Here is a 26,994-nt window from a genome sequence, read left to right as displayed (position 1 = left end):
TGTTGCAAACGATAAATGCGGAGGAAAAAAACCAAACATTCTAGGAGGAAATTCACATGTCAGTAATTTCTATGAAACAATTACTTGAAGCTGGTGTACATTTCGGTCACCAAACTCGTCGTTGGAACCCAAAAATGAAGAAATTTATCTTCGTTGAGCGTAACGGGATCTACATCATCGACTTACAAAAAACGGTTAAAAAATTAGAGGAAGCTTATGACTTCATGCGTCAAGTTGGTCAAGACGGTGGTAAAGTTCTTTTCGTTGGTACGAAAAAACAAGCACAAGAAGCGATCAAAGACGAAGCTGAACGTTCAGGCAACTACTACATCAACCAACGTTGGTTAGGTGGTACTCTTACTAACTTCGGTACAATCCAAAAACGTGTTGCACGTATGAAAGCTATCGAAAAAATGGAAGAAGAAGGAACTTTCGAAGTTCTTCCTAAAAAAGAAGTAATCCAACTTAAAAAAGAACACGAACGTCTAGTTAAATTCTTAGGCGGTATCCGTGATATGCACGATCTTCCAGACGTTATGTTCGTGGTTGACCCACGCAAAGAACGTATCGCTGTTGCAGAAGCTCGTAAATTAAACATCCCTCTAGTAGGTATTGTTGATACAAACTGTGACCCAGATGAAATCGACTATGTTATCCCTGCTAATGACGATGCTATTCGCGCTGTTAAACTTTTAACTGCTAAAATGGCTGACGCTTTAATCGAGTCAAAACAAGGTGAAGAAGAAGCTCCAGCTACAGAAGCTGCTGCTGAGTAATTCACGTTTACAAAAAGGTGATAAGTGGCTCAAAACCCTTATCACCTTTTTTAGAACCTATCACTAAAATAGTTTAACCAATTTGAGGAGGCAACACTAAATGGCAAACATTACTGCACAATTAGTAAAAGAATTACGCGAAAAAACTGGCGCTGGTATGATGGACTGTAAAAAAGCGTTAGTACAAACTGACGGTGACCTAGAAGCTGCAATCGATTTCCTACGTGAAAAAGGTCTTTCTTCAGCTGCTAAAAAAGCTGACCGTATCGCTGCAGAAGGTACTACTTATATTCTAGAAAAAGGTAACGAAGCAATTATTCTTGAAGTAAACGCTGAAACTGACTTCGTTGCGAAAAACGATAAATTCCAAGTGTTAGTTTCTTCTTTAGCTGAGCAATTACTTACTGCTAAACCAGCATCAGTAGAAGTAGCATTAGAGCTTGAAAATGCAGAAGGTGTAAAAATTTCTGACCAAATTTCAACAGCAGTTGCAACTATCGGTGAAAAAATTACTCTTCGTCGTTTCGAAGTGAAAACTAAAACTGATGCAGATTCATTTGGTTCTTACCTACACATGGGTGGACGTATTGGTGTATTAGTATCTTTAGAAGGTTCTACAGATGCTTCAGCTGCAAAAGATATTGCTATGCATATCGCAGCTATTAACCCAACTTACGTTTCTCGTGATGAAGTTTCTGCAGAAGAAGTTGACCGTGAACGTAAAGTGTTAACAGAACAAGCACTTAACGAAGGTAAACCAGAAAACATCGTTGCAAAAATGGTTGAAGGTCGTCTTGGTAAATACTTCGAAGACGTTTGCTTACTTGACCAATCATTCGTTAAAAACTCAGACCAAAAAGTTCGTGACTTCGTTGCTACAACTGGTGGTACTGTAACTGGCTTCGTACGTTATGCTGTTGGTGAAGGTATCGAAAAACGTGAAGATAACTTCGCAGAAGAAGTAATGAACCAAGTTAAAGGTAACTAATTCGTAGACTAGTTCACTTGATGGATTGGCTTACATTTGATCCTAATCAAATAATAACTAGATTTTCTAGACAAAAATGGGGAACACAACATAACGTGTTCCCTATTTTTCCGAAAAGAGCGAAAAAAACGATAGAATTTTCTATTACCATTTTTCACAACTAGCAATTATTGTTAGATATACTATAATGGAAAAGGAATAGAAATGTTTTAAATAAATGTCTGACGGAGGTTTACAATGAGTGTGCCACAATATAAACGAGTAGTTATTAAACTAAGTGGTGAAGCGTTAGCAGGAGAGGCTGGCTTCGGATTATCACCAAAAATTATCAAGTCTGTTGCAGAAGAAGTGAAAGAAGTAGTAGATCTTGATGTAGAAGTTGCTGTTGTTGTAGGTGGCGGTAATATATGGCGTGGGAAAATTGGCAGTGAAATGGGAATGGATCGTGCGGCAGCTGACTATATGGGGATGCTAGCAACGGTTATGAACTCATTAGCATTACAAGATGCTCTTGAAAAATTAGGTATCGAAACACGCGTGCAATCTTCTATTGTGATGACACAAGTAGCAGAGCCATATATTCGTCGTAAAGCAGTTCGTCATTTAGAGAAAAAACGTGTAGTTATTTTTGCGGCAGGTACAGGTAACCCGTTCTTCTCTACAGATACAACAGCTGCATTAAGAGCAGCTGAAATTGACGCAGATGCTATTTTAATGGCGAAAAATAATGTAGATGGTGTCTATTCTGCAGATCCTAAAGTCGATACTACTGCCATCAAATATGATACACTCACATACTTAGACGTTATTCAGCAAGGGTTACAAGTAATGGATTCAACAGCTTCGACACTATGTATGGATAACGATATTCCGTTAATTGTCTTCTCGATTACGGAGCAGGGTAATATTAAACGTGCCGTACTAGGCGAGAAAATTGGAACAGTTGTTAGGAGGAATGCATAATGACTAAACAAGTCTTAGAACAAGCTAAAGAAAAAATGAATAAATCAATTGCTGCTTTTTCACGTGAATTAGCATCAATCCGAGCAGGTCGTGCAAACGCATCTCTACTAGATCGTATTTCTGTAGAGTATTATGGAGCACCAACACCGATTAACCAACTTGCGGGTGTTGCTGTACCTGAAGCTCGTTTGCTAGTTATTACACCTTACGATAAAACAATTTTAGGTGAAATCGAAAAAGCAATTATGAAATCGGATATTGGTATTACACCAACTAATGATGGTTCTGTTATTCGTTTAATGATTCCTGCATTAACTGAAGAACGTCGTAAAGATCTTGTAAAACAAGTGAAAAAAGAAGCTGAAGATGCAAAAATCGCAGTACGTAACGTTCGTCGCGATGCTAATGATGATCTTAAAAAACTTGAAAAAGCTGGCGAAATCACAGAAGACGATTTACGTGGATACGGTGATGATATCCAAAAATTAACAGATGAGTTCATCGTGAAAGTAGATCAAGTAGCGAAAGACAAAGAAAAAGAAATTCTAGAAGTGTAAGCAGGCGCTTTACATTTCTAAGATGGAACTTTTTGATGAGATGAAGGCGTCCTATATATAACAGGACGTCTTTTCTCTTTTATTGAAAAGTATTCATTCTTATCGATGCTACAATTCTCACATGTAATGTATGAGCAGTAAGGTTTACTGAAGTAAAACTAGTAAACTAATTACGGTTTTGTTTAGACTTACTAGCAGCTGCTGAATGTAGAAAGACAAGATTTCTTTGAGATATATGTTGTTCTAAAATAAGGTAGTTCATACATAGTCAATTAGAGGGAAAAAAAAGACAAAAGGCACTTTTGTTTGTTATGATAGGTTAGTATACGTCCGATTAGTTGTAGTGGGGGAGTTAGCATGTTTAAGAAGCTATTAGGTAAACAAGTAAATATGGATATACTATCATTGGAGGAACGTGTTGCCCTTTCGAAAAGCGAGCCGATTCCTGCCCATGTAGCGATTATTATGGACGGAAATGGACGTTGGGCTAAAAAACGTGCCATGCCACGTGTTGCTGGGCACCATGAAGGTATGAAGACGGTACGGAAGGTAACTAGATTTGCATCTGATCTTGGAATAAAAGTATTAACAGTGTATGCGTTCTCTACTGAAAATTGGAAACGACCAAAACCAGAAGTCGATTTTCTGATGCGTTTACCTGTTGAATTTTTGGGTTCTTTTTTACCGGAAATGATGGAGCGCAATGTGCGTGTTGAAATGATTGGGGATCCGACGCTCTTGCCAGCACATACACAAAAAGCATTGTATGATGCAATGGAGGAGACGAAGCATAATACAGGGTTAATTTTAAATTTTGCTTTGAATTATGGCAGTCGTTCAGAAATGGTTAGCGCCATGAAAGCGATGCTTCAAAAAGTGCAGGACGGTCAATTAACAATACAAGACTTAAATGAGGAATGTATGACATCGCATTTAATGACAGCTCATCTACCAGAGCCTGACTTACTCATTCGTACAAGTGGTGAAGTACGTTTAAGTAACTTTATGTTATGGCAACTCGCCTATACGGAATTTTGGTTTACAGATACATTGTGGCCAGATTTTAACGAGGAAAACTTTCTGGAAGCGGTGGAAAACTATCAAAAACGTAATCGCCGTTACGGTGGGTTGAAGGGAGAAGAAACATCTTGAAACAGCGAATTATTACAGCAATCATTGCAGCGGCACTGTTTATTCCGTTTGTCATTTACGGAAAAGTGCCATTTACACTACTTGTGCTTGCAATGGCTGTTGTAGGCTTTTATGAAATACTAAAGATGAAAAGTATTTCAATTTTTTCAGTACCAGGGTTGGTAGGCGTATTAACCCTTATTATGCTCGTAATACCAAAAAACTGGGCAAATGAGGTAGTGCATGCAATTGGCTACTCATCTGTATTAATGGTTATTTATGGACTCGTAATGCTCTTGCTTATATATGTTGTTCTAGTGAAAAATAAAATCACATTTGACGAAATCGGCTTTATTTTGCTTGGTGCGTTTTATGTAGGATTAGGCTTCCATTATTTAATTGAAACTAGAAGCTACGGTCTTGAGTTTGTTGTATATTGTTTACTTGTTGTGTGGACAACAGATTCTGGCGCATATTTTGTAGGTAGAAAATTAGGTAAAAATAAGCTATGGCCAGAAATTTCACCGAAGAAAACGATTGAAGGCTTTATTGGTGGGATTGTCATTGCAGTCATTTTTGCTATCGCTATGCAAGCAATTTATCCATTTGCGAATGGTTATGTTTCACTAATCTTTATTACGATTTTCGCTTCCATCATTGGACAGATGGGTGATTTAGTGGAGTCAGCGATAAAGCGCCATTTTGACGTGAAAGATTCGGGCAATATTTTACCAGGTCATGGCGGGATTTTAGACCGCTTTGATAGTTTATTATTCGTAGTGCCTTTACTCCATTTTTTACATCTCTTCGGTAGCTAAATAAGCAAAAAAATTAACTTTAAGTAGTTGAATGCGAAATGTTTATTTGGTTGAGTTAATTTCATGAAAATGATTTCAATGTGATTGATGAATATGTGAATGATGCCATTGATTCACTTAGATAGAAAAAGGGGACGTTTTGTCGTGAAAAAAATTAGTTTATTGGGTGCAACTGGTTCTATCGGTTGGCAAACCTATGATATTTTAAAAGAACAACGTGATGCATTTCATCTTGTAGCGTTTTCTTCAGGGAAAAACATAGAAAAAACACGTGAAATGATTGAAACCTTACAGCCTGAACTTGTATCTGTTCAGCTTGAGGAAGATGCACGTATGCTTGCAAAAGACTACCCGCAAGTACACTTTACATTTGGTGCTAAGGGGCTTGTAGAGGTTGCTATACATCCTGATTCGACGGTACTTGTAAATGCAGTGCTCGGTAGCGTTGGTCTTGAATCCACCCTAGCTGCAATTCGCATGGGCAAAACAATTGCTATTGCCAATAAGGAAACGCTAGTAACAGCTGGGCACTTAGTGATGGCTGAAGCGAAAAAATACAATGCTCCAATATTACCGGTTGATAGTGAGCATTCTGCTATATTCCAATCAATGAATGGTGAAAATCCAAAAAATATTGAGCGTTTAATTATTACAGCTTCTGGTGGTAGTTTCCGCGACAAAACACGTGAAGAGTTAAAACATGTTACGGTTGCAGATGCACTCAATCATCCAAACTGGTCGATGGGCGCAAAAATTACGATAGATTCCGCTACGATGATGAATAAAGGGCTTGAAGTCATAGAAGCACATGTCTTATTTGATATGCCTTATGATAAAATTGATGTTCTTTTACACAGAGAAAGTATTATTCACTCTCTAGTTGAGTATCATGATACTAGTGTTATTGCTCAGCTTGGTACTCCAGATATGCGTGTCCCTATCCAGTACGCTTTAAGCTATCCAGACCGTATACCGCTTCATAATGGTCAACGACTTAATTTAGCGCAAATAGGTCAGCTACATTTTAAAGAAATGGATTTTGATCGCTATCCAGCATTGCGATTAGCATTTGAGGCAGGACGTACAGGCGGTACAATTTTAACTGCAATGAATGCAGCAAATGAAGCAGCAGTCGCAGCATTTTTACAAGGGAAAATAACTTTCCTTGAAATTGATGAAACAATTGAACGTGTAATGCAGGGACACAATAATATTTTAGTACCAGATTTACAAACAATTTTACATGTGGACAGAGAAACAAGAAAAATAGTGTTAGACATGGTAAAATAACGACAGGAAGCTATCGTTAACTATTCGCTTTTAAAGAGGTGGGGTATTATGCAAACAGCCGTTGCATTTATTTTAATATTTGGCTTGCTCGTGTTCTTCCATGAACTTGGTCACTTCCTTTTTGCGAAACGTGCAGGAATTATGGTTCGTGAATTCGCAATCGGTATGGGTCCGAAAATCTATGGTAAGATGCATGGTGAAACAATTTATACAGTCCGTTTATTGCCAATCGGTGGATATGTCCGTATGGCAGGGGAGGACATGGATGGTGTTGAATTACAGCCAGGTTACCGTGTAGGGATTATTGTCAATGAAGATAATATCGTAAAAAAAATCATTTTTAATCAAAATAATAAGCAATTACCAGATTTATTATTTTTAGAAGTGGAACGTGCTGACTTAGAACGAGACTTATTTATTGAAGGCTATGATGAAGAAGAAAAATTAGTTCGTTATAGTGTTGCAAGAGATTGTGTTGTTGTAGAAAACGGCAAAGAAACCGTTATTGCGCCATACGATCGTCAATTTAACGCAAAAACGGTTGGTCAACGTGCAATGACAATTTTTGCAGGACCATTATTTAACTTTATTTTAGCCTTTTTCATCTATATGTTAATCGGCTTGTTAAATGGTGTACCAACATATGAGCCTATTATTACTGAAGTAGTTGCAAACGATCCAGCAGCACAGGCAGGTATGCTTGCAGGGGATAAGGTTACATCTATCGATGGACAAGCTGTTGAAAAGTGGCAAGATTTAGCTGCCATAGTACAAAATCGCCCTGATCAAAATATTAATGTAACTGTTGAGCGTGGTGGACAAGTAGAAAACCTTAACATGACAGTAAAGGCCGTTGAAAGTAATGGCGAAACATTAGGGCAAATAGGTGTCAAGTATGAAAGTCCTCGTGTTTTTAATCCTATAAAGGCTGTAGTTTACGGAGCACAGGAAACATATAATATGACGGTTCGTATCTTTGAATTATTAGGAATGCTTATTACAGGGAAGTTTACAATTGATGCACTATCAGGACCTGTAGGTATTTATAAAACAACTGAGGAAGTTGCAGCATGGGGAATTTTCGCATTAATGAATTTTGCTGCTATGCTAAGTATCAACCTTGGTATTATGAACCTATTGCCACTTCCAGCGTTAGATGGTGGACGATTATTGTTCTTTGGCTTTGAAGCTGTAAGAGGTAAACCGATTGATCGTCAAAAAGAAGGTATGGTTCACTTCGTAGGTATCGTATTGCTTATGATATTAATGGTCGTTGTTACGTGGAATGATATACAACGATTCTTCTTCTAACAAGTTTAACGACAGTATACTTTCGTATTTCCAACGTCTGAAACTTATACAAAGTAAACTTTAGATAAGGTTATGCCTAAGTGAAATTAAATTGTAAAATAGCTTTGAGCGCAATTATTTTGAAACATTGCGTTCAAAGCTAAATTTGTTTATGCTAATTAGAGTATAAATTTATTTATTAAAAAGGTGGAACACTGAATGAAGCAAAGTAAAACATTTATCCCAACGCTACGTGAAGTACCTGCTGATGCAGATGTAAAATCACATAAGCAATTATTACGTGCAGGGTTTATTCGTCAAAATACAAGTGGGGTATATTCGTATTTACCGCTTGCAAAACGTGTGTTAACAAAAATTGAAAATATTATTCGTGAAGAGATGGAAGCTATCAACTCAATCGAATTATTAATGCCTGCATTGCAATCTGCTGAGCTGTGGCAGGAATCAGGCCGTTGGGAAAAATACGGTCCAGAACTTATGCGATTGAAAGATCGTCATAATCGTGACTTTGCCTTAGGACCAACACATGAAGAAGTAATTACTACATTAGTGCGTGATGAAATTAAATCATATAAAAAGTTGCCATTAACACTCTATCAAATTCAAACAAAATTCCGTGATGAAAAACGTCCTCGTTTCGGCTTATTACGAGGAAGAGAGTTTATTATGAAGGATGCTTATTCTTTCCACGCTTCACGTGAAAGCTTAGATGAAACATATGAAGATATGTATCGTGCTTACTCTAATATTTTCTCACGTTTAGGCTTAAACTATCGTGCAGTTATTGCAGATGCGGGCTCAATCGGTGGTAAAGGGACACATGAATTTATGGTGCTTTCTGAAATTGGCGAAGATACAATCGCTTACTCTGATACTTCAGATTATGCTGCAAATATCGAGATGGCAGAAGTGACTGTAGAGTATCAACCAGCCAACGACGAATTAAAAGATCTTGAAAAAGTAGCAACGCCAGATCAAAAAACAATTGAAGAAGTATCTGCATTTTTACAAGTAGGGCCATCTAATGTCATCAAGTCATTAGTATTTAATATAGATGATGAATTAGTTGTTGTACTTGCTCGTGGTGATCACGAAATAAATGATATTAAATTAAAAAATGCGCTAAATGCTGGTTCTGTAGAACTTGCTGATGAAGCGGCGATTCGTCAGTTATTAGGCTGTGGTGTTGGTTCAATCGGACCTGTAAAATTACCAGTAGACGTGAAAGTGGTTGCTGACCATGCCATTAAATCAATTCGTAACGGTGTAGCTGGCGCAAATGAGGACGGCTTCCACTTAGTTAATGTGAACCCAGAGCGAGATTTCGCCATTAATGAATATTTAGATATCCGCTTCATCCAAGAAGGAGATCCATCTCCTGATGGACAAGGTATCATTAAATTTGCAGAAGGTATCGAAGTTGGCCATATTTTCAAATTAGGTACAACGTATTCTGAAAAAATGAATGGTACATTTTTAGATGAGCAAGGTAAGGCACAGCCGTTTATTATGGGTTGCTATGGTATTGGCGTTTCACGTATATTAGCTGCTGTAGCTGAACATTTCCAAGATGAAAATGGTTTCACTTGGCCTACACAATTAGCTCCTTATGATATTCATGTAGTGCCTGTTAATACGAAAGATGAAACACAAGTTTCGTTAGCAAATGAATTATATGGCTTATTAAAATCATATCGCTATGATGTACTTTTAGATGATCGTGCTGAACGTGCAGGCGTGAAGTTTGCAGATGCAGACTTAATTGGCTTACCTGTTCGTGTAACAGTTGGTAAAAAGGCAACTGAAGGCGTTGTCGAAGTGAAATTCCGTCAAACTGGCGAAACTTTTGAGTGGAAAAAAGAAGAGGTCATTGATCGCTTAAACGAATTTTTCCGTAAAAATTAATATCCTTTGGGAAGATTAAGCTCAATAGATTTAGATGCTCATACTAAAAGCATCTTTTAATGAAGAATGAGGATTAAGCAAACGAATTCGCGACACTCCTACGGGAAGCCAAGCAGATCTCACAGTGCAAAAACAATGTGAGGTTTGCGGATTTGCCCGTGGAAAGGGAGCGAATTTTTTTGCTTCAAATTTGAATAGTATTCGCTAGATAAAAATAGAACAAGAGGCTATTAAGACTGCCTCCTTCTCTTTAAATGAAAGTAGGTGTCGACCGATTGGAACAGCAACAAGAAGCAAGACAGAGATTTCGAATGCTCTTGCAACAACTAGAGTTAACAGATGATGTATACATGTCTTTTTTTGAAGAAGGCGAGTTATCACGTCTAACGGTGCATAAAAAGAATAGACTCTGGCATTTTAATATTAAATTACGTGGCATACTTCCATTTCCGTTATATCAACTATTTCGTACACATCTAGCTGAAAAATTCGCTGCTATTGCGCAAATTGAAACAACCTTTGAAACAGTTGAAAAAGATGTAACGGAAGAACTTATACAATCGTATTGGTTAACGATTATTGAGCAAATCGATGATATGGCGCCACCGTTAAAAAACTGCCTTGTATCGCAAATCCCGATGTGGAATGGGCAAAAAATTACGGTGTCCTGCGTGCAGAACATGGAACTAATGATGCTAAAAACAAAATATGCAGATAAGCTTGCAATGAGTTACAGTCAATTTGGTTTCCCACAAATTGCGTTTGATTTTATGCTCCAAGAGGAAACAGATGAGATGCGTGAGGCGCAACAAGCCTTTATCGAGCAAAAACGTTTAGAGGAAGCAGCGATGGCACAGCAAGCGATGCAAGACTTCCAAAAACGTGAGCAGGATAAAAAGGACAACCCAGCATTGGCAGCGCTTGGCGATCGCCCATTCCAGCTTGGCATGCAAATTAAAGACGATGAAATTATGGAAATTAAGCGCATAGTGGAAGAAGAACGACGCGTCATTATTGAAGGCTTTGTCTTTGATACAGAAATTAGAGAGTTAAAAAGTGGACGCTCACTTCTACAAATTAAAATTACCGACTATACAGATTCAATCGTTGTTAAAATGTTCTCGCGTGATAATGACGATGCAGAACTGATGCAACATTTGAAAAAAGGTATGTGGGTAAAAGTACGTGGCTCAGTTCAAACCGATACCTTTATTCGTGATTTAATTGTGATGGCAAATGATATCAATGAAATTAAAAAAGAAACACGTCAGGACAAGGCACCAGAGGGTGAAAAACGAGTAGAGTTGCATTTGCATACACCGATGAGTCAAATGGATGCGGTAACGCCAGTAGATAGATTAGTGGCACAGGCTGCTAAATGGGGCCATCCAGCCATTGCGATTACAGACCATGCTGTTGTGCAATCTTTCCCGGATGCATACGGAGCAGGGAAAAAACATGGCATTAAAGTTATTTACGGTTTAGAAGCAAATTTAGTGGATGACGGAGTACCTATCGCTTATGCTTCCGAGCATCGTGCATTAGACGAAGCAACATATGTTGTCTTTGACGTCGAAACAACAGGTCTTTCTACTGCCTACGATACAATTATTGAGCTCGCAGCAGTGAAAATTAAAGGTGGACATGTCATCGATAAATACGAAAGTTTTGCAAATCCACATCATGCACTGTCAGCTACGACTATCGAACTGACTGGCATTACTGATGATATGGTTCGCAATGCGCCTGAAGTGGAACAAGTTATCCATGAATTCCATGCCTTTATAGGGGAAGCTATCGTAGTGGCACACAATGCATCTTTCGATATGGGCTTCTTATATACTGGCTATAAAAAATACGGACTTGAAGAAACGATTCATCCAGTTATCGATACACTAGAACTTGCCCGTTTGCTCCATCCAACAATGAAAAATCATCGTTTAAATACTCTTTGTAAAAAATTCGGTATTGAATTAACGCAGCATCACCGTGCGATTTATGATACAGAAGCAACAGGCTATTTATTGTTGCATCTGTTAAAAGAAGCCGATGAACTAGGCATTAAATATCACGATGATTTCAATAAGCATGTTGGTGGTGGAGATGCATATAAAAAAGCGCGACCGATGCATTGTACGATTCTAGCAGTCAATAATGATGGTTTGAAAAATTTATTTAAAATTGTGTCTCATTCTCACACAAAAACGTTCTACCGTGTGCCTCGTGTAACACGCTCTACACTGGAACAGTATAGAGAGGGGTTATTAATTGGTTCAGGCTGTAGTAACGGTGAAGTGTTTGAAACAATGATGAATAAATCCCCAGAAGAAGCGGAACAGGTTGCAAGATTTTACGATTATATCGAAGTGCAACCAAAGGCTGTTTATGCACCTTTAATTGAACGTAATGTCGTCCGTGATGAATGGACAATTGAAGATATTATACGCAAGCTTGTAAAGCTCGGGAAAAAGATGAATAAGCCTGTAGTCGCTACTGGCAATGTTCATTATTTAGATCCAAACGATGGAATGTTTAGACAAATATTGATTGGTTCCCAAGGAGGCGCCAATATTTTAAATAAATCTAAGCTTCCAGAAGTACATTTTAGAACGACTGATGAGATGCTGAAGGACTTTGACTTTTTAGGTCCTGATCTTGCGAAAGAAATAGTTGTCACAAATACGCAAAAAGTCGCTGATATGATTGGCGATGTGAAGCCAATTAAAGATGATTTATATACGCCAAAAATTGAAGGCTCCGATGATGAAGTAACAAATTTAACGTATGAAATGGCACATCGTATATATGGTGAAGAATTACCTGAAATCGTAAAAGCGCGTATTGAAAAAGAATTAAAGTCGATTTTAGGCCATGGATTTGGCGTTATTTACTTAATTTCCGCGAAGCTCGTAAAAAAATCACTTGCTGACGGTTACTTAGTAGGTTCTCGCGGTTCGGTAGGTTCTTCATTAGTTGCAACCTTTATGGAGATTACGGAGGTAAACCCATTACCACCTCATTATATTTGTCCAAATTGTAAGCATTCCGAGTTTTTCAATGACGGTTCGGTTAGCTCAGGTTACGACTTACCAAATAAAGATTGTACTGAGTGTGGCACACCATATAAAAAAGATGGACAAGATATTCCGTTTGAAACGTTCCTTGGCTTTAAAGGGGATAAAGTACCTGATATCGATTTGAACTTCTCAGGTGAATATCAACCGCAGGCCCACAACTATACTAAAGTACTGTTTGGTGAAGAATATGTATTCCGTGCTGGAACAATAGGTACTGTTGCGGAAAAAACAGCATATGGTTACGTTAAAGGGTATGCGAGCGACAACAATCTTCATTTCCGAGGCGCTGAAGTAGACCGTTTAGTACAGGGCTGTACAGGCGTTAAACGGACAACAGGTCAACATCCAGGTGGGATTATTGTTGTACCGGATTATATGGACATTTATGATTTCTCACCAGTGCAGTTCCCAGCGGATGCACAGGATTCCGAATGGAAAACAACACACTTTGATTTCCACTCTATTCATGACAATATTTTGAAGCTCGATATACTTGGACACGATGATCCGACCGTAATTCGGATGTTACAGGATTTATCTGGAATCGATCCGAAAACAATTCCAACAGATGATCCGTTCGTTATGAAAATTTTTAGTTCACCTGAATCTCTAGGCGTGACAGAAAAGCAAATTGGTTGTAAGACGGGAACATTAGGTATTCCGGAATTTGGTACACGATTTGTCCGTCAAATGCTAGAAGATACAAAACCATCTACATTCTCAGAGCTTGTCCAAATTTCAGGACTTTCACATGGAACGGATGTATGGCTAGGTAATGCGCAGGAACTTATTCAAAATGGTACATGCGTATTAAAAGAAGTAATCGGCTGTCGTGATGACATTATGGTGTATTTAATATACCAAGGACTTGAACCGTCTTTAGCCTTTAAAATTATGGAGTCTGTTCGTAAAGGGAAAGGCTTATCAGAAGAATTTGAAGCAGAAATGCTAGCAAATAAAGTACCTGGTTGGTATATCGAATCATGTAAAAAGATAAAATATATGTTCCCTAAAGCCCATGCTGCTGCCTATGTTTTAATGGCAGTACGTATTGCTTGGTTTAAAGTGCATTTTCCAATCTTATATTACGCTGCCTACTTCACAGTAAGAGCAGATGATTTTGATTTAATTTCGATGACGCAAGGTTCTCAAATGATTCGTGCAAAAATAGATGAAATCAATATTAAGGGACTAGATGCTTCTACAAAAGAGAAAAACTTACTAACTGTAATGGAACTTGCACTTGAAATGTGTGAACGTGGTATGAGCTTCCAAAAGGTTGATTTATATCGTTCACAAGCTAGCGAGTTTATAATTGATGGCAATTCCTTAATTCCACCTTTTGATGCCATTCCAGGACTCGGAACGAACGTTGCCAAAACAATCGTAGCTGCACGTGAGAATGGTGAATTTTTATCGAAAGAAGATTTACAGCAACGAGGTCGTGTGTCGAAAACATTAATTGAGTACATGGATCAATTAGGTTGTTTGGAAGGCATGCCTGATGCCAATCAGTTATCGCTTTTCTAGTAAGCGCTAGACCTAAAATAAGGTCGTTTGCATTGTAGCGTAAATTGTGCTATTCTTATGGTAATAATTTGTTGATAGTTTTCCAGCAAAAGAGTGGGGCATTCCCGCTCTTTTCTGTTGTTATACCGAAGCAAAGCAAATTTTTTAGACTAACAGCAGGTAAGACCGTCAAATTTCACCAACATCACTGGTGGAATTTCTGTTTTATTACGCCTGAAATTGAAAAACGCAGGAGGAAACAATGAGCAAAGTACCATCTTTAATTGAAGAACTTGCTACACCGATTGTCGAAGAGTTAAATCTTGAGTTGGTGGATGTTGAGTTTGTGAAAGAAGGACGTAACTGGTTTTTACGTGTTTATGTAGATACACCCGAGGGTGGGATTGACATTGGCCAATGTGCTCAAGTTAGTGAACGACTATGTTTACTGTTGGATGAAAAAGATCCTATTACACAAAATTATTATTTAGAGGTATCTTCACCAGGTGCAGAACGTCCATTAAAAAAAGATACTGATTTTAAAAAAGCCGTTGGCAAGTTTATCTATGTGAAGACTTATGAGCCTATTAAGGACATGAAGGAATTCCAAGGCTACTTAACATCTTATGATGAACATACATTAGTGATGGAAGTACCCGTTAAAACACGGAAAATTACAGTAACAATTGAACAAGAAAAAATCGCCTTGGCACGTCTTGCCATCGATTTTTCAGCATAATGCATATTTAGGAGTGAAAATAAAATGAGTAGTGATTTGTTAGATGCGCTAACGGCGCTGGAAGAACAAAAAGGAATTTCAAGAGATGTGTTAATCGAAGCGATTGAGGCTGCATTAGTAACAGCTTACAAGCGCAACTTTAACCAAGCTCAGAATGTTCGAGTAGACTTAAATTTAGACAAAGGCTCAATTCGTGTGTTTTCACGTAAAGATGTTGTTGAAGAAGTTGACGATGATCGTTTACAAATTGCAATAGAAGATGCAAAGGCTATCAATCCTGCTTATCAATTAGAAGATATTGTTGAGCAAGAAGTAACACCTCGTAATTTTGGCCGTATTGCTGCACAAACAGCGAAGCAAGTCGTTACACAACGTGTACGTGAAGCAGAACGCGGTTTAATTTATGAACAATACGTAGATCGAGAAGATGATATTGTAACTGGTGTTGTTGAGCGTTTAGATGCACGTAACATTTACGTAGGTCTTGGGAAAGTAGAAGCAGCATTACCACAAAACGAACAAATCCAAGGCGAAACATACAATCCACATGATCGTATTAAAGTCTATATTACAAAAGTTGAACGTACGACACGTGGTCCACAAGTAATCGTATCACGCACACACCCAGGCTTATTACGTCGTTTGTTTGAAATGGAAGTGCCTGAAATTTATGAGGGCATTGTAGAAATCAAATCAATTGCTCGTGAAGCAGGGGACCGTTCTAAAATTTCTGTTCATGCACATAATGAAGAAGTTGATCCTGTTGGCTCATGTGTAGGTGCAAAAGGTGCTCGTGTACAAACAATTGTTAATGAATTAAACGGTGAGAAAATTGATATCGTTGAATGGTCAGAAGACCCTGTTGTATTCGTAGCAAATGCACTAAGCCCATCAAAAGTATTAGATGTGCAAGTAAATGAAGAAGAAAAATCAACAACGGTTGTAGTTCCAGATTACCAATTATCTTTAGCAATCGGTAAACGTGGTCAAAATGCGCGTTTAGCTGCGAAATTAACTGGCTGGAAAATTGATATTAAAAGTGAAACAGATGCACGTGAGTTAGGTATTTATCCATCTGCAACAAGCACGTTCGTACCTGCTGAAGATAGCGACTTCGAAGCAGCTGCAGTTGACTTATATCAAGACGACGAAGAATAAGTAAGAAAGCCCGTGTGACTGGTCACCTGGCTTTATTCAGTGGGCGTTCCCAGGCCGACTGAATAAAGCCAGAAACTGTGGCAAAGGTCCTGAATTTTGAGAGGCGTAATTGTACTCCACAATGTTCAAATCACAAAATTCCACCTTGCCGTATTGGTTATGGCTAGTCCACCTCTTACGAAGCTTCAGAGAGGAAAGGTGATTCTTATGGCGATTAATAAAAAAGTACCACTTCGAAAATGTGTAGCTACTGGAGAAATGCTACCAAAAAAAGAAATGATTCGTGTTGTTCGCTCAAAAGAGGGCGAGGTAAGCGTTGATGTTTCAGGGAAAAAACCTGGACGGGGCGCCTATGTTTCAAAGTCTGAACAGGCGGTTGACATCGCGCGTAAGAAAAATGTATTAGGGCACCAACTTGAAGCGAAAATTCCTGAAGAGATTTATGAAGAGCTACTATTGCTCATTCGTCGGGAGGCTATTTTATGACCAATCAAGCAGTGTTTAATTTGCTTGGTATAGCGGCTAGAGCCCGAAAAGTTATTTCAGGTGAAGAGTTAGTAGTAAAGGAAGTCCGCAATGGTAATGCTAAGCTTGTATTGCTAGCAAACGATGCTTCTAAAAACTCTAATAAAAAAATTCAAGATAAATGCACTTATTACAACGTTGAGTATCATGTAATTGGCGATCGTTATGATCTAGGACATGCTACAGGTAAGGAAGCCCGAGTGGCTTTAGCTATTACCGATAAAGGTTTTGCAAGTAAATTGTCTAGTCTACTCAACGAAAAATAATCGGGGGTGAGCAGATGACCAAAATCAGAGTTCATGAATATGCCAAACAAGTGAATAAATCGAGTAAAGAGGTTATTGAAGCGCTAAGTAAACTAAATGTGAGTGTAACAAACCATATGTCAATGTTGGAGAACGACACAGTGGTAAAGTTAAACCAATCATTTAAAGCACCAACAGATAAAAGAGACGCAAAACAGCCTACTCAAAATGTAACACAACGATCTCAAGCGAATGGACAACAAAAACCACAGCAATCGGTGAAAAAGCAAGATGGACAAAAGCAGCAGTCTGCTACTTCTAAGCCGAAAGCGAATAATTACAATCAACAAACGCAACAAAACTCAAATTCGTCTAACGAAAAATCTAAGAATACTAAAGGTAATCAAAATCGAAATATGACACAAAATAATAATAATAACAATAATAATAATAATCGTAGAGGCGGCGGTGGATACAACCAACGTCCAAAACCAGGAATTCACGGCGGTAAACGCCGTCATCCAAAAACGCATCAACCAACAATACCAATGAAACAAAAAGAATTACCAGAAAAAATTACATTTGTTGAATCACTTTCTGTAGCTGAATTAGCTAAAAAATTATACCGTGAGCCATCTGAAATCATTAAAAAATTATTTATGCTTGGTGTTATGGCTACAATTAACCAAGAATTAGATAAGGATGCAATCGAGTTAATTTGTGCAGACTACGGTGTAGAAGTTGAAGAAGAAATCCGTGTGGATATTACGGATTTAGAAACGCACTTCGAAACAGAGGAAGTTAATGAAGCTGAATTATCAGAACGACCTCCTGTAGTAACAATTATGGGTCACGTTGACCATGGTAAAACAACGTTACTAGACTCAATTCGTCATACTAAAGTAACTGCTGGAGAAGCTGGTGGTATTACACAACATATTGGTGCATACCAAGTAACTGAAGGCGACAAAAAAATTACGTTCCTTGATACACCTGGACACGCGGCATTCACAACAATGCGTGCGCGTGGTGCGAAAGTAACAGACTTAACAATTTTAGTAGTAGCGGCAGACGATGGTGTAATGCCTCAAACAGTTGAAGCGATTAACCATGCCAAAGCTGCAGAAGTGCCAATTATTGTTGCTGTTAACAAAATGGATAAACCATCAGCAAACCCTGATCGTGTGATGCAAGAATTAACTGAGCATGGTCTTGTACCTGAAGCTTGGGGTGGCGAAACGATTTTCGTCCCTATTTCAGCATTAAAAGGTGAAGGTATTGACACATTGTTAGAAATGGTCTTACTTGTTGCCGAAGTTGGAGAGTTAAAAGCAAATTCAGATCGTTTAGCACTTGGTACTGTAATTGAAGCACAACTTGATAAAGGTCGTGGTTCTGTTGCAACACTATTAGTACAAGACGGTACATTAAAAGTCGGAGATCCTATCGTAGTTGGTCACGCTTATGGCCGTGTACGTGCTATGGTCAACGATAAAGGTCGTCGTGTGAAAGAAGCAGGCCCATCAACGCCAGTAGAAATTACAGGATTAAACGATGTGCCACAAGCTGGTGACCGCTTCGTTGTATTCGAAGACGAAAAAACAGCTCGTCAAGTTGGGGAAACTCGTGCAATGACAGCTATTCAAGCACAACGTTCTGAAAAACAACGTGTAACGCTTGATAACTTATTCGAACAAATGAGCCAAGGCGAAATGAAAGAGTTAAACTTAATCGTTAAAGCTGACGTTCAAGGTACTGTAGAAGCTATGGCTGCTTCACTAATGAAGATTGATGTCGAAGGCGTAAATGTGAAAATTATCCACACAGGCGCTGGCGCAATTACAGAATCAGATATTTCTCTTGCAGCAGCATCGAATGCAATCGTTATCGGTTTCAACGTACGACCTGATATTAATGCAAAACGTGCAGCGGAAGAAGAAGGCGTAGATATTCGTCTACACCGTGTTATTTATAAAGTAATCGAAGAAATCGAGCAAGCGATGAAAGGTATGCTAGATCCAGAATTTGAAGAAAAAATTATTGGTCAAGCGGAAGTTCGTCAAACAATTAAAGTATCAAAAGTAGGTACGATTGCTGGTTCTTACGTTACAGAAGGTAAAGTAACACGCGATTCAGGCGTACGTGTCATCCGTGACAACGTCGTGATTTTCGAAGGCGAATTAGATACATTAAAACGTTTCAAAGACGAAGTAAAAGAAGTTGCAAGAGGATACGAATGTGGTATAACGATTACAAACTTCAATGACATTAAAGAAGGCGACATCATTGAAGCATACATTATGGAAGAAATTAAACGTGCATAATGATTGTATACGTTGAGGTAGAATTTATCGTTCAAACTGCCCATTCGTTAAAGGAAAAGCGCGCTGTTTTACAGCGTATGATTACTCGCACAAAACAGAAGTTTAATGTATCCATTGCAGAAATTGACCATCAAGATGTATGGCAACGTACGAAATTAGCGCTTGTTGCTGTTTCTTCCTCGAAAGAAGCAGCAGAGCGTGAAATCAATCATGCTCTACATTATTTAGAGTCAAATCCGTCTTGGGAACAGCTTAATGTGTGGCGAGACTATTTATAAGTAGTAAGGATATTTGCGATAGTTGCAGGAAGGCTGATGTGGCGTGTGAACATGCGCCATCATCATTCGCCTGTAGCGTAAATATTTGAACATCGAAATTGAGGTGACTAATTATGTCTCTACGCTCAAACCGTGTTGCTGAGCAAATGAAAAAAGAGCTTGGTGATATTATTGGCCGTAAAATTAAAGATCCGCGTGTTGGCTTCGTTACTGTTACTGGTGTAGATGTAACAGGTGATTTACAACAAGCAACAATTTATATTACATCTTTAGGCAATGAACGGGAACGTGAGGAAACGCTAAAAGCTTTAGTAAAAGCAGCTGGCTTTATCCGTTCAGAAATCGGTTCTCGTATCCGTTTACGTCGAACACCAGAGTTAATCTTTGAATTCGATTCATCGATTGAATATGGGAACCGTATTGATTCATTGCTACGTGGTTTACACAAAGAATAAGCACAACAGTAAAAGTCTGCCACATGCATCTTCATGCAGGCAGACTTTTTTTATGCAATTTTGTTTAAGGGGGATTTTTATGAATGGTATTTTACCGCTGTGGAAAGAACGTGGCATGACAAGTCATGACTGCGTCTTTAAATTACGAAAAATATTGCGTACAAAAAAAGTAGGCCATACGGGCACATTAGATCCAGGAGTGGAAGGTGTTCTTCCAATTTGTATCGGACAGGCAACCCGCATTGCAGAATATTTAACAGATGCAGGTAAGACTTATGAGGCAGTGATTTCAATTGGGCGAACAACGACAACTGAAGATGCCGAAGGAGAAACAGTAGCCGAAGATAACACAAATAAGTCGTTTACACGTGCGGAGCTGCTCGATGTATTAGCTTCCTTAACTGGTATCATTAATCAAACGCCACCGATGTTTTCAGCTGTAAAAGTAAATGGCAAACGTTTATATGAATATGCTCGTAAAGGTGAGACTGTTGAAAGACCAACAAGACAGGTTACAATTTATGCATTAGAGTTACTTGATGAGAAGGAAACTTACGAAGGACATGAAATTACATTCCCTGTAAGAATCTCATGTAGCAAAGGTACGTATATTCGTACACTTGCTGTACAAATAGGCGATGCACTTGGATATCCTGCACATATGCATGAGCTTGTGCGAACAGCATCAGGTACATTTACGCAAGATAATTGCTTTACACTGGCACAAGTTACAGAATTAATGGAAAATGAACAAATCAATACATGCATACTTCCTGTAGAATATGCATTATCAGACTATCCATATATTGAAATAACTGCCGCTAATGAAAAAGAAATTTTCAATGGACAAGTGCTTCCAGCAGATGCATTATTAAAGGTGCATGATAAAATTGTGTTTGGAATCAAAGGAAAAGCATTTGCGGTTTATCAAGCCCATCCGACTAAGGAAGGGTACATGAAACCACATAAAATGTTTCCGACGATAGAGTAGGAGGATTTTTTGTATGGAGGTCATTCATTTAAAATACCCACACCAATTACAGCAACGAGAAAGCATACAGCCTTACTCATTGGCAATTGGCTTTTTTGATGGTGTACATATTGGACATCAGGCGGTTATTGCTGCTGCCAAGCAAGAGGCGGACAAGCGACAAATTTCAACTGCCGTAATGACATTTGATCCGCATCCATCTTTAGTGCTAGGCGGACGAAATGAAAAAGTATTCTATATTACATTATTACAGCAGAAATTGCAGCTGTTTGAAGAACAAGGTGTAGATACTGTATTTGTTGTCCATTTTACATCGGACTTTGCAAAGCTGTCACCTGCTGCTTTTATTGATACATTTATTCGAGGATTAAACATTCAACACGTTACAGCAGGCTTTGATTTTTCGTTTGGTGCATTTGGTAAAGGCACAATGGAAGATATGCGTGCATTAAGTAATGGGGAATATGGTGTAACAGTTGTCGATAAGAAAACCGATGCGCTTGAGAAAATTAGCTCAACGCGTATTCGTAAGTTATTGCAGGAGGGGGATATGGAGGCAGCAAGAATGCTTCTAGGGCGACCTTTTGACATAAAAGGTATTGTTGTGCATGGCGATAAGCGCGGACGTACGATAGGCTTCCCTACTGCCAATGTTCAAGCATTAGAGGGCACATACATCCCAGCAAGTGGTGTGTATGCTGTTCGTCTACTTGTGCAAAATAATTGGTATGATGGCGTATGTAATGTAGGCTATAAACCAACATTTAAAGATCCTAATGACAAGCAACTGTCTATCGAGGTTCATATTTTAAACTTCGAGAAAAACATCTATGGCGAGGAAGTGCATGTTGCTTGGTATAAACGTATTCGAAGCGAGCGTAAATTCGACGGAATCGAAGCGTTAAAAACACAAATAGAAAAAGATAAGCAAGAGGCTATTCACTTTTTTAACGTAATCGAGTAGACGCTGTCAAAATGCATGCAGAGTAAAATGGTATTAAATAGGATAGAATCACTCCCTCTTACAGTACTGTTTCGCTTACTCAGCACTATTTGCTTGAGGTCTGTAATGCTTGGACGTTTGCCAGAACAACGTTATTACTTGCTTGACCCATTATTTTATGGTAACATTCATAAGTGCATAAAGTGCTTAACCTTAGCTCGGTATACCGATGACTCCAACGTTTACTGTGCTAATGGGGATTAAACAATTATTTAGGAGGTCAATACAAATGGCTATTACAAAAGAACGTAAAAACGAAATTATCGCTGAGTACCGTACTCACGAAAGTGACACTGGTTCTCCAGAAGTACAAGTTGCAGTTTTAACAGCTGAAATCAACGCTTTAAACACTCACTTACGTACACACAAAAAAGATTTCCACTCTGAGCGTGGTCTTCTAAAAATGGTAGGTCGTCGTCGTCACTTACTTAAATATCTTCGTGAAACTGACGTTCAACGTTACCGTGAACTAATCAATCGTTTAGGCTTACGTCGCTAATTGACAATCGAAAAGCGGGATTATTCCCGCTTTTTCTTTATGTTTATAAAACTTTCTAGCTATTCTTAAGTATTTACCAAGATTGATACTTGTAAATGGAAAGTGAATGACTAAGTGCAATTTAACAAAATAATCTTTATACGTAGGCTACTATAAACATGAATAGCAAAAAATAGCCAAATAAAATCAAAATATAAGCACAAAAGCAAGTAAAAACGCCATTAATACCAAATTAAGAAATAAATCCTAAATAAATTGGCAATAACTGAATTTAAATGTATGATTATTTCATGAAATATTTAGCATAGAACAAGCATTTTTGGTACACTTACTATTAGTACATACAGACGAGTAAGTGTTTTTATAATAGAGAGGGGTTCATTGAATGAACGAAAAGAAAGTCTATTCCTACGAATGGGCTGGCCGTCCACTTGTAATTGAAGTAGGACAGTTAGCTAAACAAGCAAATGGAGCAGCATTAGTACGCTATGGTGATACTTCTGTACTTGCAACAGCAACAATGTCAAAATCACCAAAACCACTAGATTTCTTCCCATTAACAGTAAACTACGAAGAACGTTTATATGCAGCGGGTAAAATTCCTGGCGGCTTTATTAAACGCGAAGGGCGTCCATCTGAAAAAGCGATTTTAGCAAGCCGCTTAATTGACCGTCCAATTCGTCCAATGTTCCCAGATGGTTTCCGTAATGAAGTACAAGTAATTTCAATGGTTATGTCTAATGATCCTGATTGCACGTCTGAAATGGCAGCAATGGTAGGTTCATCATTAGCATTAGCAATTTCTGATATTCCATTCGACGGTCCTATTGCTGGTGTACAGGTTGGTTATATTGACGGTGAATTCATCGTGAACCCAACAGTGGAGCAGTCAAACATCTCAACAGTACATTTATCTGTCGCTGGTAACAAAGATGCTATTAACATGGTTGAAGCAGGCGCTTTAGAAGTACCTGAAGAGATAATGCTAGAAGCAATTATGTTCGGTCATGAAGAAATTAAAAAAATAATTGCTTTCCAAGAGCAAATTATTGCTGAAGTAGGGAAAGAGAAATTACCTGTAACATTGTTTGAAATTGATGAAGCTATTCAAGCTGATATTAAAGCAGCATGTGAAACGGAAATGCATGATGCGATTCAAACTGCTGAAAAACATGCACGTGATGAAGCTATTAAAGCTGTGAAGGACCGTATTGTCGCTTCTTATGAAGAACAAGAAGCTGATGACACAACAATGAAACAAGTTCATACAATTTTAGATAAAATGGTGAAAGACGAAGTTCGTCGCCAAATTACAGAAGATAAAATCCGTCCAGATGGTCGTAAACTTGATGAAATTCGCCCACTTTCTTCAGAAACAGGGCTATTACAACGTACGCACGGTTCGGCATTATTTACACGTGGACAAACTCAAGCACTTTCAATTTGTACTTTAGGTGCACTTGGCGATGTACAAATTATCGACGGCTTAGGTGTAGAAGAATCAAAACGCTTTATGCATCACTACAATTTCCCTCAATTCTCTGTAGGTGAAACTGGTCCAATTCGTGGTCCAGGTCGTCGTGAAATCGGTCACGGTGCTTTAGGTGAGCGTGCACTCGAAGCAGTAATTCCTGATGAATCTGTATTCCCATACACAATCCGTTGTGTATCAGAAGTACTTGAATCAAACGGCTCAACATCACAAGCTTCAATCTGTGCTTCTACTTTAGCTATGATGGATGCTGGTGTTCCGTTAAAAGCACCTGTTGCTGGTATTGCGATGGGACTTATTAAAAAAGGTGAGCATTACTCAATTTTAACGGATATCCAAGGTATGGAAGATCATCTTGGTGATATGGACTTTAAAGTAGCTGGTACAGCTAAAGGTGTAACAGCGCTTCAAATGGATATTAAAATTGACGGTTTATCACGCAATATTTTAGAAGAAGCATTAACACAAGCTAAAATTGGTCGTATGCATATTTTAGAATCAATGCTTGCAACACTTGCACAGCCACGTGAGAAATTATCTACTTATGCACCGAAAATTGTTATCGTGCGTATCAATCCAGATAAAATCCGCGATGTAATTGGACCAGGTGGTAAACAAATCAACAAAATTATTGAAGAAACAGGCGTAAAAATTGATACAGAGCAAGACGGTACAATTTACATTTCTTCAGCAGATGAAGAAATGAACGCACGTGCAAAACAAATTATTGAAGATATCGTACGTGAAGCAAAAGTTGGCGAATACTACTTATCAACTGTAAAACGTATCGAAAAATTCGGTGCTTTTTGTGAAATCTTCCCAGGCAAAGATGGCTTATTACACATCTCTGAAATTCAAGAAGAACGTACAAAGCAAGTAGAAGATGTGTTAAAACTAGGCGATCAATTACTTGTGAAAGTTATTGAAATCGACAAGCAAGGTCGTGTAAACTTATCTCGTAAAGTAGTTATTCAAGAGGAAAAAGAACGCGCAGAACAAGATAAATAATTTTATAAAAAAAGGCTGCGTATGATGCGCAGCCTTTTTCAAATAAAACGGTTGTAAAAGGAGGAAATTATTTGGTACAAGTACATACATGTCAAAACGGTGTGCGTATTGTGTCTGAGCAAATTGATCATGTAAGATCCGTTGCTCTTGGCATTTTTGTCAATGCTGGTTCTCGCTATGAACTTCCAGAGGAGAATGGAATCACGCACTTTATCGAACATATGCTTTTTAAAGGGACAAAAACGCGAACTGCTCGCCAAATAGCAGAGGAGTTCGACCGAATTGGCGGAGAACTAAATGCTTTTACTTCAAAGGAAAACACATGCTATTATGCGAAAGTTTTAGATCATCATGCAGAGCTTGCCATAACAATCCTTGCAGATATGTTCTTTAATTCGACATTTTCGGAAGAAGAATTAGAAAAGGAACGTCAAGTAGTGCTAGAGGAAATATTAATGAGTGAAGATGCTCCTGATGACGATGTTCATGAAAAGCTTTGGGAAGTAATGTATCCAAATGATGCACTAGGACGTCCAATTTTAGGGACTGCTGCTACATTAAAAACATTTACTGCAGATGTGATTCGACAATATATGGCAAAACATTATGGACCAGAATCAATTGTAATTTCTGTGGCAGGAAATATTTCTTCCTCACTATTAACAACGATTGAAAATTTGTTCGGACATTACGAGGCTTCACCACTTGCTGTTGTACCTGTCCTGACAAACCCACAGTTCCATCCAGGAGAAATTACGAAAACGCGTGATACGGAACAGGCGCATTTAGCACTTTCTTATCCGGCAATCGGTGTCAAAGATCCAGATATGTATAGCTTTATTGCTTTAAATAATATTATTGGTGGAAACATGAGCTCCCGTCTATTCCAAGAGGTACGAGAAGAGCGCGGCTTAGCGTATTCAATTTTCTCCTATCAATCATGCTATGCAGATGTTGGAGCATTTACGATTTACGGCAGTGCAAGTCGCCAGCAGCTTTCGCAATTGCAACATACGATTGATGCTACATTACTTGATATTGTAGCGGGAGGCGTAACGGAGGAAGAGCTAGATAATGCTAAGGAACAGCTAAAAGGAAGCTTTGTACTTGGTCTTGAAAGTACGGGTGCACGTATGAATCGTAATGGTACAAGTGAATTAGTTCATCGAAGACATCGTTCAGTAGATGAAGTATTAGCGTCAATTGATGCTGTAACAATGGAATCAGTTGACCGACTCATTGCTAAAATATTAAAAGCAGAGCCTGCGATTTCAATTATCGGACCTGAAGCATAAAAAGAGCCTGAAACGAGGTCACAAAAATTTCATATTTTATTGCGAGGCATCCAACGGTTCGATTGTTGGATGCCTCGCTTTAGTGTGTAGACAAAGTTATAGATTTACACTACTGCAGTCGATTTCCGCTCGGGCTGTTTTGCAGGAGTATCGTATCGCCTACTGCTAGTGCCAGGCACTCAAACAATTTTTATGATTTATTAAGAAAAAATCCACGTAGACTTCTTCTAAAGAACGAACGCAATAAAAGACGCAACAGACCGTGGGACAGCGAGGGTTGGGGCTTACACGGTGCCAGCGGAAAGCGAAGTGGATATCCCTGATTTAGGAAACGATAGTATGCTGAGTGCCAGGCACCCAAACAATTAGGCACCCAAACAATTTTTTTGCTAGACAGACTTTCTGCGGAAAAGCGTCTACTCGGAGCGAATCACCTTTATTTAATTCTTTGTTTCCAGTTTCTAGCGAGGTATTTAACGATTCAATCGTTAAATGCCTCGCTTTTTTATTTAGTTATTGGTTCACATGCTACAACTGGAAGAAGCAATATAAGCTATGCATATTTTTCAATTGGAAAAGATATTATCAATTAGACGTTGCTATTATCAATGAACTCTGATATTATGAATGACATTGAATATCATTATCAGTTAGTAG

At 38.5% G+C, this 26,994-nt stretch carries 22 protein-coding genes; all 22 read left to right on the top strand.

What is annotated here, in order from left to right:
* The first annotated feature begins 56 nt into the window (after positions 1 to 56).
* The gene (gene rpsB / locus NSQ74_RS20745) at positions 57 to 776 is read left to right on the top strand and encodes a 30S ribosomal protein S2 (protein ID WP_024362006.1); all 720 of its coding nucleotides are present in this window, start codon (positions 57 to 59) and stop codon (positions 774 to 776) included.
* 100 nt (positions 777 to 876) lie between these two features.
* Positions 877 to 1,764 (top strand): translation elongation factor Ts, encoded by an 888-nt coding sequence (gene tsf / locus NSQ74_RS20740; protein WP_340825819.1) that lies wholly within the window; start codon positions 877 to 879, stop codon positions 1,762 to 1,764.
* Between the two features lie 237 nt (positions 1,765 to 2,001).
* A complete protein-coding gene (gene pyrH / locus NSQ74_RS20735; protein ID WP_340825818.1) occupies positions 2,002 to 2,727 on the top strand; it encodes a UMP kinase in 726 nt (241 codons plus the stop codon).
* Positions 2,727 to 3,284 (top strand): ribosome recycling factor, encoded by a 558-nt coding sequence (frr, locus tag NSQ74_RS20730; RefSeq protein WP_340825817.1) that lies wholly within the window; start codon positions 2,727 to 2,729, stop codon positions 3,282 to 3,284. Before pyrH ends, frr begins: the two co-directional genes overlap by 1 nt.
* A gap of 357 nt (positions 3,285 to 3,641) precedes the next feature.
* A complete protein-coding gene (locus NSQ74_RS20725) occupies positions 3,642 to 4,436 on the top strand; it encodes an isoprenyl transferase (protein WP_340825816.1) in 795 nt (264 codons plus the stop codon).
* Complete coding sequence (locus NSQ74_RS20720; RefSeq protein WP_340825815.1) at positions 4,433 to 5,233, top strand: phosphatidate cytidylyltransferase; 801 nt, start codon at positions 4,433 to 4,435, stop codon at positions 5,231 to 5,233. The genes NSQ74_RS20725 and NSQ74_RS20720 overlap by 4 nt, the downstream gene beginning before the upstream one ends.
* A gap of 144 nt (positions 5,234 to 5,377) precedes the next feature.
* Positions 5,378 to 6,523, top strand: coding sequence for a 1-deoxy-D-xylulose-5-phosphate reductoisomerase (dxr, locus tag NSQ74_RS20715; RefSeq protein ID WP_340825813.1), 1,146 nt, complete (start codon positions 5,378 to 5,380; stop codon positions 6,521 to 6,523).
* 48 nt (positions 6,524 to 6,571) lie between these two features.
* Positions 6,572 to 7,834 (top strand): RIP metalloprotease RseP, encoded by a 1,263-nt coding sequence (gene rseP / locus NSQ74_RS20710; protein WP_340825811.1) that lies wholly within the window; start codon positions 6,572 to 6,574, stop codon positions 7,832 to 7,834.
* 198 nt (positions 7,835 to 8,032) lie between these two features.
* Positions 8,033 to 9,739, top strand: a complete 1,707-nt coding sequence (locus tag NSQ74_RS20705) for a proline--tRNA ligase (protein WP_340825809.1) — start codon at positions 8,033 to 8,035, stop codon at positions 9,737 to 9,739.
* Between the two features lie 275 nt (positions 9,740 to 10,014).
* Positions 10,015 to 14,346, top strand: a complete 4,332-nt coding sequence (locus NSQ74_RS20700) for a PolC-type DNA polymerase III (RefSeq protein ID WP_340825807.1) — start codon at positions 10,015 to 10,017, stop codon at positions 14,344 to 14,346.
* A gap of 241 nt (positions 14,347 to 14,587) precedes the next feature.
* A complete protein-coding gene (rimP, locus tag NSQ74_RS20695) occupies positions 14,588 to 15,064 on the top strand; it encodes a ribosome maturation factor RimP (RefSeq protein WP_340825805.1) in 477 nt (158 codons plus the stop codon).
* A gap of 24 nt (positions 15,065 to 15,088) precedes the next feature.
* A complete protein-coding gene (gene nusA, locus NSQ74_RS20690) occupies positions 15,089 to 16,222 on the top strand; it encodes a transcription termination factor NusA (RefSeq protein ID WP_340825803.1) in 1,134 nt (377 codons plus the stop codon).
* Between the two features lie 207 nt (positions 16,223 to 16,429).
* Positions 16,430 to 16,708 carry an RNase P modulator RnpM gene (rnpM, locus tag NSQ74_RS20685; RefSeq protein ID WP_340825801.1) on the top strand — a complete coding sequence of 93 codons (279 nt, stop codon included), beginning with the start codon at positions 16,430 to 16,432 and terminating at the stop codon, positions 16,706 to 16,708.
* Entirely contained in the window at positions 16,705 to 17,013 is a 309-nt protein-coding gene (locus NSQ74_RS20680; protein WP_173477724.1) for a YlxQ family RNA-binding protein, read from the top strand. The genes rnpM and NSQ74_RS20680 overlap by 4 nt, the downstream gene beginning before the upstream one ends.
* Before the next feature lie 14 nt (positions 17,014 to 17,027).
* Positions 17,028 to 19,316, top strand: coding sequence for a translation initiation factor IF-2 (gene infB / locus NSQ74_RS20675; RefSeq protein ID WP_340825800.1), 2,289 nt, complete (start codon positions 17,028 to 17,030; stop codon positions 19,314 to 19,316).
* Positions 19,316 to 19,594, top strand: a complete 279-nt coding sequence (locus NSQ74_RS20670; protein WP_340825798.1) for a DUF503 domain-containing protein — start codon at positions 19,316 to 19,318, stop codon at positions 19,592 to 19,594. The genes infB and NSQ74_RS20670 overlap by 1 nt, the downstream gene beginning before the upstream one ends.
* A 113-nt stretch (positions 19,595 to 19,707) precedes the next feature.
* Positions 19,708 to 20,049, top strand: a complete 342-nt coding sequence (gene rbfA, locus NSQ74_RS20665; protein WP_024361990.1) for a 30S ribosome-binding factor RbfA — start codon at positions 19,708 to 19,710, stop codon at positions 20,047 to 20,049.
* A 79-nt stretch (positions 20,050 to 20,128) separates the two neighbouring features.
* Positions 20,129 to 21,040, top strand: a complete 912-nt coding sequence (truB, locus tag NSQ74_RS20660) for a tRNA pseudouridine(55) synthase TruB (RefSeq protein WP_340825795.1) — start codon at positions 20,129 to 20,131, stop codon at positions 21,038 to 21,040.
* A 13-nt stretch (positions 21,041 to 21,053) separates the two neighbouring features.
* Positions 21,054 to 22,004, top strand: coding sequence for a riboflavin biosynthesis protein RibF (gene ribF / locus NSQ74_RS20655; protein WP_340825793.1), 951 nt, complete (start codon positions 21,054 to 21,056; stop codon positions 22,002 to 22,004).
* Positions 22,005 to 22,272: 268 nt separating this feature from the next.
* A complete protein-coding gene (gene rpsO / locus NSQ74_RS20650; protein ID WP_008178982.1) occupies positions 22,273 to 22,542 on the top strand; it encodes a 30S ribosomal protein S15 in 270 nt (89 codons plus the stop codon).
* Between the two features lie 385 nt (positions 22,543 to 22,927).
* On the top strand, positions 22,928 to 25,042 hold the full coding sequence (gene pnp, locus NSQ74_RS20645; protein ID WP_340825791.1) for a polyribonucleotide nucleotidyltransferase: 2,115 nt from the start codon (positions 22,928 to 22,930) through the stop codon (positions 25,040 to 25,042).
* 71 nt (positions 25,043 to 25,113) lie between these two features.
* Positions 25,114 to 26,337, top strand: a complete 1,224-nt coding sequence (locus NSQ74_RS20640) for a M16 family metallopeptidase (protein ID WP_340825789.1) — start codon at positions 25,114 to 25,116, stop codon at positions 26,335 to 26,337.
* Positions 26,338 to 26,994: the final 657 nt, after the last annotated feature.

The sequence above is a fragment of the Lysinibacillus sp. FSL W8-0992 genome (assembly GCF_038008685.1).
Classification (GTDB): Bacteria; Bacillota; Bacilli; order Bacillales_A; family Planococcaceae; genus Lysinibacillus.
This window is presented reverse-complemented; position numbering and strand designations above follow the sequence as displayed.